Genomic DNA, 13,134 nt, shown 5'->3' with positions numbered 1-13,134 from the left:
GACCGGCGGAATATCTCGCCGATCAGAATCTGCTCAGCTCGTCGCGCTGACCCGACCGCTCGCGGTACGCCCCCCACCAGCAGAACGGCCACCGGGTCCCGGTGGGATCGACACCCGGCGGCGGACCGTCCTGCTGCCCACCACCCGTCGGCAGCCGTACGGTGAAGGTCGCTCCCGTCCCCGGTCGGCCGGCCGCGCTGATCGTGCCGCCGTGCGCGGTGACCACCTCGCGGATCAGGGCCAGACCGAGCCCGACCCGGCGGTCCCCGGCCCCGGGGCCACGGTGGAACCGGTCGAAGATCCGGTCGGTGTGTCGGGGGTCGAGGCCCTGACCGGAGTCGCTGACCACCAGCTCGACGTGGTCTGCGGACGCCGGTCGCAACCGCACCTCGACGCGGCCGCCGGGCGGGGTGTGGTGCAGGGCGTTCGTCAGCAGCTCCGTCACCACCCGGCGCAGCGCCGACCCGACGCCGCAGACCAGGACCGGAGCGTCCGCGCCGGCCACGGTGAACGTCACCCCGTCCGTGGCGGCGCGTGGCGCGTCGGCCTCGACCGCCTCGGCGACCAGTGCCGCCAGGTCGACCGGGGTCAGCGGCCGGGTCACCGCCGACGGGTCGGCCAGCCGGGCCGACAGGAGCAGCTCGTCGACGATCTCCCCGAGCAGTCGGGTGGTGCGCAGTAGCCGGTCCAGGTCCTGCCGGTCGGCTCCGCTGTCGGCGCAGGTCGACCGCTGCGCCAGCAACTGGGCGGCGGTGTGCACCCGGGTGATCGGGGCCCGCAGCTCGTGGCTGGCGTCGGCGACGAAGCGGCGTTGCCGGTCGAGCGCTTCGGTCAGCGGCCGCACCGACCGGCGGCGCAGCCGCAGGTCGGTCGCGGTCGCCGCGGCCAGGACCGCCACCGCGGCGGCCGACACCCCCCAGAGCAGGTGTCGCCGCTCGGCGAGCTGGAAACGGGCGTCGAAGACCACCTGGACGACCTCGTCGCCGCGCAGTTGCGTGCGGACGTGGTAGACGGTGCCGTTGCGGGCCACCTGGTCGACCTGCGGCCGGCCGGTGCGGGCCACGGCATGGATGGCCGCGTGCTGTGGGAAACCGGCCGGCGGCGCACCCGCGTGCCCGGTGTCGCTCGCGCCGCCGAAGATCCAGGTGCAGCCGGACGGGTCGGCCGGGCGGCCGTGCACCATCGCCCAGTCCAGCTCGTGGCGGATCTTCGCGCCCTGGACGTGCAGCAGGGCGGCGTACGCCAGACCCCCGACCAGTGCCAGCAGGGCGACGACCAGCAGGCCGACGGCGAGCCCGGTGCGAGGGCGGGTCCGGGGGGCCGACCGCACCCCGCCGCTCAACGGCACCGTGCTTCCGCCCCGTGCCCGCGTGCCCGGACGCGCCCTCGTCCGCCCGCGCGGCCACCGACCCCCATCCATCGAAGATGACACATCGCCCACCGGAGCGGAAGGGATCCGGATCTCCTCCAGGGTGGTGGACCCGCCCGAACGGACGGGGGTCGTCATTGACGGCCGGCACTCTCGTTAGCGTTAACATCCAATTCCGTGGTGATCGCCGCTGCACCGGTTGGCTGCGGTGGCGGCGGTGTGGTCACCTACTGTGAGCAGCTCTTGAGCCGCCCGAAACGCTCTGGTAACATCGCCGGATCTGAATGGGACCCCGGCCGGCCCGTTCGCCCCTTCCTGTCCGTCCACACAGTGTTCGCCGGTCGTCCGCCAATGTGAGCGTTCACATTGCCTGGCCGGTTCCGGCCCCGACCAAGGAACACCGGGCGCGCACGGGCCGACCACACCACCCGGTCTCGGTGACCCCGTCACCGCAGGCCACCGCACCGGGATCCCCGGAAAGGCACCACCCGTCCCCCATGAAGGAGCACCCCCATGCATCTCCAGGCTGACCGACCCGGCCCGGCTCCCCGCCGGCCCGGCCCCCGGCGGCGGCGATGGCTGCTGCCGACGGCCACGGCGATCCTGACCGCCCTCAGCGGCGGTGTCCTCGTCGCCGCCAGCGCGACCGAGGCCGCTGCCGCAACGATCGACACCGGCGCCTCGTACGTGCTGGTCAACCGCAACAGCGGCAAGGCCCTCGACGTGTACAACCTGGCCACCACCGACGGGGCCCGGATCACCCAGTGGACCCGCAACGACGGCAGCCAGCAGCAGTGGCAGTTCGTCGACTCCGGCGGCGGCTACTACCGGCTGAAGTCGAAGCTGTCCGGCAAGGTGCTCGACGTCTCCGGCAAGTCGACCGCCGACGGCGGGGCGATCGTGCAGTGGACTGACAACAACGGCACCAACCAGCAGTTCAGCATCCAGGACATCGACGGCTACATTCAGCTGATCAACCGCAACAGCGGCAAGGCCATCGAGGTGCAGGGCGCGGCCACCACCGACGGGGCCAACATCGTCCAGTACGCCGACTGGAACGGCACCAACCAGCAGTGGCAGCTCGTCAAGCTCGGCGGCACCACCCCGACCACCCCGCCGCCCACGACCCCGCCGCCGGGCGGCAACTGCACGCTGCCGTCGACGTACCGGTGGTCGTCGACGGGTCCGCTGGCCACCCCGAAGTCGGGCTGGGTGTCGCTGAAGGACTTCACCGTCGCGCCGTACAACGGCAAGCAGCTCGTCTACGCCACCACGCACGACTTCGGCAACACCTGGGGCTCGATGAACTTCGGCCTCTTCACGAACTGGTCGGAGATGGCGTCGGCGTCGCAGAACGGGATGAACTCCGGCACTGTCGCGCCGTCGTTGTTCTACTTCGCGCCGAAGAACATCTGGGTGTTGACGTACCAGTGGGGTGCGGGCGCCGCCTTCTTCTACCGGACGTCGAACGACCCGACGAACCCCAACGGGTGGTCGGCGGCGCAGGCCATGTTCACCGGGAGCATCACCGGCTCGGGCACCGGCCCGATCGACCAGACGGTGATCGGTGACGGCCAGAACATGTACCTGTTCTTCGCCGGCGACAACGGCAAGATCTACCGGGCCAGCATGCCGATCGGGAACTTCCCCGGCAACTTCGGCTCCAGCTACACGACCATCATGAGCGACACCTCGGAAAACCTGTTCGAGGCGCCGCAGGTCTACAAGGTGCAGGGCCAGAACCAGTACCTGATGATCGTCGAGGCCAGGACCAGTTCCTGGGAGCGCTACTTCCGCTCGTTCACGGCGACCAGCCTGAGCGGCACTTGGACGCCGAACGCGACGACCTACAACAACCCGTTCGCGGGCAAGGCCAACAGCGGCGCGACCTGGACCAACGACATCAGCCACGGTGAGCTGCTGCGGACCAGCGCCGACCAGACCATGACCATCGACCCGTGCAACCTGCAACTGCTCTACCAGGGCCGTTCCCCCAGCTCCAGCGGCGTCGACTACGGCCTGCTGCCGTACCGGCCGGGGCTGTTGACGCGGCAGCGCTGACGGCCCGCCGGCGGGCCACGGAGGTTCCCGACCTCCGGGGTGGCCCGACGTAGGTCGCCCAGAGCGATCAACTGAACAGCACCTGCACCACCGGTCGGCAGGGCCCGCTGTGCGGGCCCTGCCGGTCCCTGTGCCAATCAGGCCCAGTTGCATCTGAGCGACTGTTCGACCTTCCGTTCTCGGCACGGCGGCGTGGACATTCTGGCAGGGCTGCATGCTCGCTCGGGTCTGGCGCGGGCGAATGCTCGCTGCGTCTCGGTCCGCCGCTCAGGGGTGTTGGGTAGCAGGCGGCTGGCCGGTGCTGCGGACGATGTCGCGGTAGACGGCGAGAGCGGGCTTGGGCCGGTAGGTGTCGGTGACGATGCCCAGTGTCCCGATGGGTTCCGTGGAACTGCTGTCGGCGTCCCTGAGGCTGAACAGTTCGTAGTGGGTGATGTTCAGAGACTCCTGTTCGGTGAGGATGACGCCGAGCATGTCCGACAGTGAGTCGCGCTGTGCCTGCTCGGTGCGGGGTGACCCGCTCGGGGTGCCGTTCTCGACGATGTGGAGGGGAGTGGTGGGCGGGATGTGCGCGCGGGGCAGCGACCTGCCCCGCAAGTGGTGCAGGGCGTGGGTGGTGAGGGATGCGGTGTCTCCCGGGTTGCCCCGCGGCGCGACGGGCGAGAAGGCGTCGGGGTACAGGCCCAGGCCGACGTAGTCGACGTGGGCCGCGAAGTCCTGGTATGGCACCGAGGACAGAGATGACCAGAACTGGTCGTCGCCGCCCAACCATTCCGGTGGTTCGGCGACGGAGAAGCCGATCCGCACGTGCTGGAGACCCCGCCGGTCCAGTGCGGTGCGGGCGTGCGGGACGCCGAGGGTCAGGGCTTCGAGCACGCCGGGTGCGCTTCCGTCGATGAGTGGGATGGGGAAGTTAGGCTCAAGCGTCACCTGGAGGTACCGCGTCAGGTGACCGTAGCGGTCGATGACAGTGTCGAGGAAGGCCAGCCATCCGGAGAGGTCGGCGGCCCGGGGGAGGTAGCTGAGCACGAGGTCCAGTTCGCGGTTTCCCTCGACGTACCATCCGTCGGGCATCGTGAGGTGTGCAAGTTCGTGTTCGGCTCCGAGTGAGGTGACCACGTCCGGCGGTGTCGCGTCGCCGAAGAAGTGCACGTACTCGCGGACGACGAAGGGACGGCCGCCCGCGATGTCGTCGACGAGGTGGCGGATCGCGGCGACATCGGGTGGGTGGGAGCAGACCGTGCCGGCCCGCCCGCCCGGATAGATACCGAACTTCACGCTTCCGCACTCCGATGTTGGTCGGTTTGCTGGGCTGGCCAGCTGATCTCGTGTGACCGGATCCGCCGTACCAGGCTCCTGATCCAGGCGGCCTCGGCAGCGACGATGGTGCGCCAGTAGGCGACTTCGAGCATGTGCACTTCGAGTACGTCACCGTCGGGCAGCCCCGAAAGGGCAGCCAGTTCCAGGTCGAGCCGGTCGGCGCGACCATCCAGGATGGACGCCGCCTGGTCGATCGGGAGAACTCCGACGTAGGCGACCGCCATGACGAAGTCCACGGACGCGGCTACCGTGTCGCGCACCCCGGCCTCGACCCTGTGGCGGAAGTCGGCGAGGCCCGCAGAGGTCAACTCGTAGGCCGTACGCGGTGGCCGGTTGCCCACTCGTTCGGGGAGCCGGGAGGAGATCAGGCCTGCCTTCTCGAGCGTCTTCAGCAGGGACGTGACCGTGCTGCGGGTGACCGAGAGGTGCCCGTACCGCTGGCGTAGGCGTGTCGTGATGTCGTAACCATGCGCCGGCTCCTCGACGAGGAGCCCGAGCATCGGCAACACCAGGCTGTTCTGCGTCGCGTTCGAAGGCACCCGAACAGTCTATAGGCGTATACGCCTAACCGCACAGTTGGGTCGGGCACCCGAGACGAACGGCGGGGGTCGCGCATCGCTACGTCGATCACTTCAGCTCGACGCCCGCACATCGGCCAGATCCGGGCGCCGCGGGGTCGACCAGCAGGTGGAGCCACCCGGTGGCGTCCGCCACCCGCCGCCCCGGCCGGGGCCGTCAGCACAGCCAGCGAGGGCCGGCTCCTAGTATCCGGAGCCGGCCCCCTCAGCCCACCGCCGCAGTAACGGCGGCGGGTGGTGCGTCACACCTGGGTGAACCGCCACTGCTGGTTGCTGGCGCTGTGGCAGGTCCACTGCAACAGGCGGGCGCCGTCGGCGGTGGAAGCACCGTTGACGTCCATGCAGAGCCCGCTCTGCACGTTGCGCACCGTGTAGACCCCGGCGGTCGTGGTCGCCGTCGCGGTGAACTTCTGCCGGTCACTGTTGTTGCAGGTGGCCTGCTGGAGGAACGCACCCGCGGTGGTGGAGCCGCCGATCACCTCGGCGCACTTGTTGCTGTGCACCGCCTTCAGGTAGACCGCGCCGCTACCGGCGTCCACGGCCTGCCACTTCTGGTTGTTGCCACCGGTGGCCGCCCACTGGGTGAGCTGGGCGCCGTCGGCGGTGGAGACGCCACTGACGTCCATCAGCTTCCCACTGTGCAGGGCGGTGAGCGTCCACGTCTTCCCCGCCACGCCGGTGCCGGTGCCGGTGCCGGGAACGCCGACCCCCGCCCCGCCGAAGGTGTGCGAGTCGAGGTCGAACCAGTTGTTGGTGCTGCCCTTGAACACCATGTAGAGCGTCTGCGTACCGGACAGCGCGGACACACTCACCGGTGCGGTTGACTGGTAGTTGTTCCAGCCGCCGGTGCTGGGCACCGGGGTGGTGGCCAGCAGGGTGCCGGTCGGCGAGCCGGCCCGCAACTCGATGGTGCCGCCACCGGAGGGCGACGACAGCCGGTAGCTGACCGTCGAGATACCCGCCAGGCTCATCGGGGTGAACGCGATCCAGTCGTTGTTGGAGATGTCCCCGACCCGCTTGGTGCTCTCCGCACTGGCCTCGTCGACGACCCGGATGCCGGACTGGCTGCTGAAGTACTCGGCCTGCTTGTGCTTCGGCTGGAGGATCGCCTGCGCGGTGCCGGTGAGCGGGGACGAGCCGCCCGGGCCACCGCTGTCGGTGTAGCGCGCGTTGAGCACGTAGAACAGGTTGGCGCCGTCCGGGTGCCCACCGAGCAGGTCGGTGGAGATGGTGCCCGAGCAACCCGGGTACTCGGTGGTCTCGTGCGCGTGGTCGTCGTGACCCAACGCCGGGTTCAGGAGCACCTTGGTGCAGTCGACCGTGCCGCCGTCCGGGTCGGTGACGCTGATCTGGTACGACACCTTGTCACCGAAGGTGAGCATGCCGCCGCTGGCCGGTGTGGTGATGGTGACCACCGGCGCGGAGTTGCCGACGGTGATCTGGACGTTGGCGAAGCCCGTCTTTCCGGTGTTGTCGGTGACCTTCAACTGCGCCGTGTAGTTGCCGTTGGTGGTGTAGACGTGCGACGGGTTGGCCGCCGTCGAGGTGGTGCCGTCGCCGAACGTCCACTGGTAGCTGAGCGTGTTGCCCGGGTCCGGGTCGGCTGTGCCGGCGCTGCTGAACTGGACGTTCAGCGGGGCGAGGCCGCTGGTGGGCGTCCCGACGGCCTTGGCGATCGGGGACCGGCCGCCCTGGATGTAGTCGATCCGGTAGAGCCCGGAGTCGCTGTTGCCGCCACCGAAGTTGGTGCCCCACTCCAGCACGTAGAGCGAGCCGTCCTTGCCGAACTCCAGGTCCATCGGCTTGTTGAACCGCCCGCCGGGCAGGAACGTGTTGGTGCGGGTCACCGCCGTCGCGGAGTCGAAGTGCACCTCCTTGATGTAGCTGCGGGACCACTCGTAGAAGAAGTGCACGCCGTCGTAGTAGGGCGGGAACTTGGTGGCCGACGGGTTCGCCGGGTCGTACCGGTAGACCGGCCCGCCCATCGGGCCGGAGCCGCCGGAACCCAGCTCCGGGAAGTTCGACGAGGTGCCGTAGCCGTACCACATGTTGGGGGCGACGATCGGCTTCAGGCTGGTCAGGCCGGTGTTGTTGGGTGAGTTGTTGACCGGGGCGTTGCAGTTGAACTTGGCACCGACCACGCCGGTGTCCGGGTTGAACGGCGCGTAGGGCTGGTTGTCGCCGTGGCAGAACGGCCACCCGTAGTTGCCGGGTTGCTTGATCACGTTGAGTTCGACCAGGCCCTCGGGGCCGCGGTTGGTGGTGGGCGGGTTACGGTCCGGCCCGTAGTCGGCCAGGTAGACCCAGCCGTTGGCCGGGTCGATCGAGAAGCGGAACGGGTTGCGGAAACCCATCGCGTAGATCTCCGGCCGGGTCTGCGCCGTGCCCTGGGGGTAGAGGTTGCCGGTCGGGACGGTGTAGCCGCCGCTGTCCGAGGGACGGATGCGCAGCAGCTTGCCTCGCAGGTCGTTGGTGTTGCCGGCGCTGCGGGCGGCGTCGAGGTTGGACTTGCCGGAGCGCCAGTCCAGCGGCGCGTAGCCCTGCCAGTTGGGGTCGAGGTTCGGCGGGGTGTCGTCACCGGTGCCGATGTAGAGGTTGCCGTCCGGGCCGAAGTCGATGTAACCGCCGGTGTGGCCGGGCTCGGGGAAGGTGCGGTCCCGGTACGCCGGGATGTCGATGATCCGCGCCTCGGTGGACAGGTTGAGGGTGTCACCGGACAGCGTGTAGCGGGAGACGCGGTTGACGTCGGTGCTGCTGCTCGCCGGTGAGTGGTACAGGTACACGTAGCCGTTGGTGGCGAAGTTCGGGTCGATCGCCATGCCGGTGAGACCGTCCTCGCCGCCGGTGTAGACGCTCAGCGTGGCGGCGGTCACGGTGCTGTTGGTGGTCGGCTTGAAGATCTTGACCTGGCCGCCGCGCTGGACGTACATCACCCGGCCGTCGGGCAGCACGTTCAGCGCCATCGGGTCGACCGTGTTGTCGTCCAGGGTGCGCTTCTCGAAGTTGCTCCAGACGGTGCCGCCGCAGTCGCCGGGCTGGTTGCCGGCGGCCCACTTCACGCCGCCGAGGACGTGGTCGCGGAAGTTCGTCTCGCTGTAGGAGGCGATCGCGTGGCCCATCGCGGTGGCCCACACCCGTCCGCCGGCGGCGTTGCGGCACCAGGAGATCGGGTGGTCCGGGCCCATTGCCCGGGACCCCGGGTTGTAGGTGCGCTCGTCGGCGGTCACCAGCACGTGCACGTTGCCGCGCGGGTTGGCGTCGAAGTTGTACCACTCCTCGCTGCGGTTCCAGCGGTCCGGCAGGCTGGTCGTCGACGGGTGCTGCTTGTCGGCGACGATGGCGGTGCCGGGCAGCACGCCGGGGGAGTGCTCGGGCATGTGGGCGCCGCCGTTGAGGGTCTGGTCCCACCAGGGGTACTCGCCCTCGATGCCCATGTCCAGGGCGTTGTGGATGCCGACGATGCCCTTGCCGCTGGCGAGGTAGCCCTCCACGGCCTGCCGTTGGGCGGCCGAGGTCCAGACCATGCCGGAGGTCTGGAACATGATGATGACGTCGAAGGTCGCGAGGTTGGCCGCGGTGAAGACGCTGGAGTCCTCGGTCTGCACCAGCTCGAAGTTGTTGGCCGCCGCCTGCTGCTGGAACATGCTGATCCCGGCGGGGATCGAGTCGTGCCGGTAGCCCACCGTCTTGGTGAACAACAGGGCGCGGAAGGCCGGGGCCGCCGACGCGGGTGGGGCGAGGCCGAGCGAGAGTAACAGGCCGGCGATCATGGCGATGAGCAGTGTGGTACGACGCATGCCGTCTCCTAGTTTTCGGCGGGCAACTCCGGTGGTGGCCGTGGTCCGTCGGCACCCAGGTGTCAGCTGGGCGCACGAGGGCACGGGTGTGCTGCTCGGGTCGTCGTGCCGTCCGCCGTAACGGCCGTCCGCCCCGCAGAGGTCACAGAAAGTGACATGGCTCGTGTTCTCGTCCCGTGGGCCGCGACGTCAGGATGGTTCAGTCATCGATACGTGTCAATGGCTTCGAAGAGGTTCGATGTTTCGACGGGTTGACGGTGGTCGCCCGGGGGTGCTGCGACCCGGCTTCGGTGCCGAGTGGAAGGGGTCGGCCTGGGAATTGCGTCGGGAGGAGGATTGTGGACACGCATCGAAACATCTATCTTCATACGTGTGATGTTTCGTCGATGTCAAGGAAAGTTTGCGTCGTCGAGACGTAAGCACCTGCGGCAGCAGGCAAAAGCCGGCCCAACCAGCCCTCCGCACGATTCGGCGGCGCGGCGCGGACCACGTCGATGACTACTTTCTGTGAGGGTTCCCGGAATGCCAGATCCGCCACCGGCGTCGCTGCTCACCCTGCGGGGCATCAGGAAGTCCTTCCTCGGGGTACGCGTCCTCGACGGCGTCGACCTCGACGTCGCGCCCGGTGAGGTGCACGCCGTCGTCGGCGAGAACGGCGCCGGGAAGTCCACCCTTATGAAGATCGTCTCGGGCGGGTACGCCCCCGACGGGGGCACCGTCGAGGTGGACGGCGCACCGCAGGTCTTCCGTGGCCCGCGCGATGCCCAGCGGGCCGGGATCGGCATCATCCACCAGGAGTTCAACCTGCTCCCGGACCGTACCGTCGCGGAGAACGTCCACCTGGGACACGAGCCGGTACGCCGGGGACTGGTGGACCGTCGGGCGATGCGCGAGCGCACCGGCCAGCTGCTCGCCTCGATCGGCGAGACCACCCTCGCGCCCGACGCCATGGTCGGCGGGCTCGGCGTCGCCCAGCAGCAGGTCGTCGAGATCGCCAAGGCGCTCGCCCTGGACGCCCGGGTGCTCATCATGGACGAGCCCACCGCGGCGCTGGCTGACCACGAGGTGGAACTGCTCTACGGGTTGGTGCGCCGACTCCAGCAGCGGGGCATCGGCCTGCTCTACGTCTCGCACCGGCTCACCGAGGTCTTCGACCTGTCCGGGCGGATCACCGTGCTCAAGGACGGCCGCCGGGTCACCACCGTGAACACCGCCGACACCAACACCGACGACCTGGTCCGACACATGGTCGGCCGGGAGCTGTCCAGCTACTACCCCGACCGGGCCACCTCCGACGACCTCGGGCCGGTACGGCTGGCCGTCCGCGACGCGGGCAACCGGAAACTGCACGCCGTCGACCTTCAGCTGCGGGCCGGCGAGGTGCTCGGCGTCGGCGGCCTACAGGGCTCCGGACGGTCCGCGCTGGCCCGGGCGCTCTTCGGCGTCACCCCGTTCACCACCGGCGAGGTGACCCTGGACGGCCGGCCGGTCCGGCTGCGCTCACCCCGTAGCGCGATGCGGGCCGGCATCGTCTACGTCACCGAGGACCGCAAGGGCGAGGGGATCGTGCCCCGGCAGTCGGTGCTCGACAACGCGCTGCTCGCCACCCGGGCCGTCGGCGCGGCCCGTTCCGGTCGTGCCGCCCGCACCCGACGCGTGCGGGAACTGCTCGCCACCGTCGAGGTCCGTGCCGCCGGTGACGACCAGGAGATCCGCTTCCTGTCGGGGGGCAACCAGCAGAAGGTCGTGCTGGCCCGCTGGCTCGCGCTCGACCCGCAGGTCCTGCTCTTCGACGAGCCGACCCGGGGCATCGACGTGGGTGCCAAGTCGGCCATCCACGACCTCGTCCGCCGCCTCGCCCGCGACGGCGCGGCCGTCCTGATGATCTCCTCGGACCTGCCCGAGTTGCTGGGGATGAGCGACCGGATCGTCGTCATGCGCGACGGCCGGATCGCCGGCGAACTGCCCGCCGCCGCCACCGAGGAGGACGTCGTGGCCCTTGCCGTCGGCCACGCCCCGCAGTCGCGAACGGAGACCGATCAGTGAGCGTCCTGTCGCTGTTGCCGGTGCGGCGTCGGGTGCCGGGCGTGTTCGTGGCCCTGACCCTCACCCTCGCGATCGGTTGGCTGGTCGTCCTGGTCGACGGCGGTCAGCTGTTCAACCAGTCCACGACGGTCAGCCTGCTGCACGTGGCCGCCGGTCTCGGGTTCGTCGCCGTCGGTCAGACGCTTGTCATTCTCGGTGGGTCGCTCGACCTCTCCGTGGCGTACGTGATCAGTCTGAGCACCCTCGTCGCGGCCGAGACGATGAACGGCAGCGACGGGGCGCTGCTGCCGGCGGTCGGCTTGGCGCTCGCGGTCAGCGCTGGTGTCGGGTTGTTCAACGGGCTGCTGGTGACCAGGCTGCGGATCAACGCGTTCATCGCCACGCTCGGCGTCGGGTTGCTGCTCAAGGGGTATCTCGACAGCAACTATGACGGTCCGGCCGGCGCCACCTCGCCCGGCCTCGTGCAGTCCCTCGGCTATCAGCGGGTCGGCCCGGTGCCGCTGTCGTTCCTGTTGTTGCTCGCCGTGACCGGGGCCGCCTGGTTCGTGCTGTCCCGGACCCGGTTCGGTCACCATCTGGTCGCCGTCGGCGGCGATCCGGAGGTCGCCCGGCTCTCCGGCGTCCGCAACGACCGGGTCCTGGTCGCCGCCCACGTGCTGTGCTCGTTGTGTGCCGGGCTCGCCGGGGTCTACCTGGCCAGTCGGCTCGGCTCGGGCGCACCCCGGGTGGGCACCGAGGGCCTCTACGACCTGGAGTCGATCGCCGCGGTGGTGATCGGCGGGACCGCGCTGGCCGGTGGACGCGGCGGTGTGGTCGGCACGGTCGGGGGAGTGCTGCTGCTGGCCAGCATCGATGCGATCTTCAACCAGCTCGAGGTGGACGCCTTCTTCAAGCAGGTGATCAGGGGCGTCATCATCATCGCCGCGGTCGCCGTCTACGCCCGTCGGGCCCTGCGAAAGGCGGCGTCCTGACCATGCAGATCGTCCAGCGTCGTCCGCTGTCCCTGCGCCGCGTCCGGCTCCGCCCCGGCGGGGTGCTGCCGATCCTGGCGATCCTCGCGGTGCTGCTGGTGCTCGTCGGCATCCGGCAGCCCAGTTTCCTCGACCCGCCGTCGTTGATGTCCTTCCTCGGCCGTTCGGCGCCGGTCATCCTGCTCGCCGCCGGGCAGTACTTCGTGATCGTCTCCGGCGAGTTCGACCTGTCCGTCGGCTCGTTGGTCACCGCGCAGGTGGTGGTCGCAGCCCGGCTGATCGACAGCGACCCGGCCCGGACCTGGCCGGTGGTGCTGCTCCTGCTCGCCTTCGGCGCGCTGGTCGGGCTGGTCAACGGCCTGATCACGACCCGCCTGCGGGTGCCGTCGTTCATCACCACCCTGGGCATGTTCCTGATCCTGGTCGGCGCGGTCTACCTGTGGTCCGACGGCGCACCGAAGGGTGGCCTCTCCGAGGAGTTCCGGCGGTTCGGCCGGCGGGCGATCGAGGACGTGCCGCTGCTCGGTCGGGTGCCGTATGCGCTGCTGGTCCTGGTGGTCGTCGCGGTGCTCGCGGTGGCGTTGATGCGGTCGGACTTCGGTCGGACCCTGGTCGCCGTCGGGGACAATCCGCGCACCGCGCAGCTGAGCGGGGTACGGGTCTGGCGTACCCGGACCGTCGCCTTCATCCTCAGCGGGCTGGCGGCGGCCGTGGCGGCGATCCTGCTGGGTGGCTACAGCGGGGTGTCGTTCCAGGCCGGCGCGGGCCTGGAGTTCGGGGCGATCACCGCGGTCGTCCTCGGCGGCGTCGCGCTGGGCGGGGGCCGCGGCTCGGTCGTCGGCGCGATGCTCGGCGCGCTGACCCTCGAACTGCTGTTCGCCCTGATGAACTTCTACGGCGTCTCCGGCGCCCTCCGGTCCACCGTCCAGGGCGCGATCATCCTGCTCGCCGTGGCGGTTTCGGCAACCCGTTCTTCGTCACGATAAGGGGAA

The 13,134-nt window shown here is 69.8% G+C and carries 8 protein-coding genes; 4 read left to right on the top strand and 4 right to left on the bottom strand.

Translation table 11 applies throughout. From position 1 onward, the window contains the following. Window positions 1-22 precede the first annotated feature (22 nt). A complete protein-coding gene (locus AB0K25_RS16310) occupies window positions 23-1,348 on the bottom strand; it encodes a HAMP domain-containing sensor histidine kinase (protein ID WP_363820871.1) in 1,326 nt (441 codons plus the stop codon). A 534-nt stretch (window positions 1,349-1,882) separates the two neighbouring features. On the opposite strand from AB0K25_RS16310, the gene AB0K25_RS16305 reads away from it, so the two are divergent. Further along, the gene (locus tag AB0K25_RS16305; protein ID WP_363820868.1) at window positions 1,883-3,430 is read left to right on the top strand and encodes a non-reducing end alpha-L-arabinofuranosidase family hydrolase; all 1,548 of its coding nucleotides are present in this window, start codon (window positions 1,883-1,885) and stop codon (window positions 3,428-3,430) included. A gap of 267 nt (window positions 3,431-3,697) precedes the next feature. Here AB0K25_RS16305 and AB0K25_RS16300 read toward each other — a convergent pair whose 3' ends face one another. The 3 genes from AB0K25_RS16300 to AB0K25_RS16290 form a co-directional block, all read right to left on the bottom strand. Beyond that, entirely contained in the window at window positions 3,698-4,708 is a 1,011-nt protein-coding gene (locus tag AB0K25_RS16300) for a hypothetical protein (RefSeq protein WP_219463288.1), read from the bottom strand. Next, on the bottom strand, window positions 4,705-5,289 hold the full coding sequence (locus AB0K25_RS16295; RefSeq protein WP_363820865.1) for a PadR family transcriptional regulator: 585 nt from the start codon (window positions 5,287-5,289) through the stop codon (window positions 4,705-4,707). Before AB0K25_RS16295 ends, AB0K25_RS16300 begins: the two co-directional genes overlap by 4 nt. Before the next feature lie 281 nt (window positions 5,290-5,570). Continuing rightward, window positions 5,571-9,125 (bottom strand): ThuA domain-containing protein, encoded by a 3,555-nt coding sequence (locus AB0K25_RS16290; protein WP_363820862.1) that lies wholly within the window; start codon window positions 9,123-9,125, stop codon window positions 5,571-5,573. A 522-nt stretch (window positions 9,126-9,647) separates the two neighbouring features. Between AB0K25_RS16290 and AB0K25_RS16285 the strand changes: the two genes are divergently transcribed. The 3 genes from AB0K25_RS16285 to AB0K25_RS16275 are packed head-to-tail and all read left to right on the top strand — an operon-like array spanning window position 9,648 to window position 13,128. After that, window positions 9,648-11,171, top strand: coding sequence for a sugar ABC transporter ATP-binding protein (locus AB0K25_RS16285; protein ID WP_219463283.1), 1,524 nt, complete (start codon window positions 9,648-9,650; stop codon window positions 11,169-11,171). Continuing rightward, entirely contained in the window at window positions 11,168-12,142 is a 975-nt protein-coding gene (locus tag AB0K25_RS16280) for an ABC transporter permease (RefSeq protein WP_219463281.1), read from the top strand. Before AB0K25_RS16285 ends, AB0K25_RS16280 begins: the two co-directional genes overlap by 4 nt. A 2-nt stretch (window positions 12,143-12,144) precedes the next feature. Next, window positions 12,145-13,128 (top strand): ABC transporter permease, encoded by a 984-nt coding sequence (locus AB0K25_RS16275; RefSeq protein ID WP_219463278.1) that lies wholly within the window; start codon window positions 12,145-12,147, stop codon window positions 13,126-13,128. The last annotated feature ends 6 nt before the right edge of the window (window positions 13,129-13,134 follow it).

Source organism: Micromonospora sp. NPDC049257 (assembly GCF_040678915.1).
Lineage (GTDB): Bacteria > Actinomycetota > Actinomycetes > Mycobacteriales > Micromonosporaceae > Micromonospora > Micromonospora antibiotica.
Note: the sequence above shows the minus strand (reverse complement) of the source record. Positions and strands in the feature narration are given on the sequence as shown.

What these genes read in the sequence shown, in the direction of transcription:
- AB0K25_RS16290 (WP_363820862.1), bottom strand. Translation starts at nt 9,125, where the DNA reads ATGCGTCGTACCACACTGCTCATCGCCATGATCGCCGGCCTGTTACTC.
- AB0K25_RS16305 (WP_363820868.1), top strand. Translation starts at nt 1,883, where the DNA reads ATGCATCTCCAGGCTGACCGACCCGGCCCGGCTCCCCGCCGGCCCGGC.
- AB0K25_RS16275 (WP_219463278.1), top strand. Translation starts at nt 12,145, where the DNA reads ATGCAGATCGTCCAGCGTCGTCCGCTGTCCCTGCGCCGCGTCCGGCTC.
- AB0K25_RS16285 (WP_219463283.1), top strand. Translation starts at nt 9,648, where the DNA reads ATGCCAGATCCGCCACCGGCGTCGCTGCTCACCCTGCGGGGCATCAGG.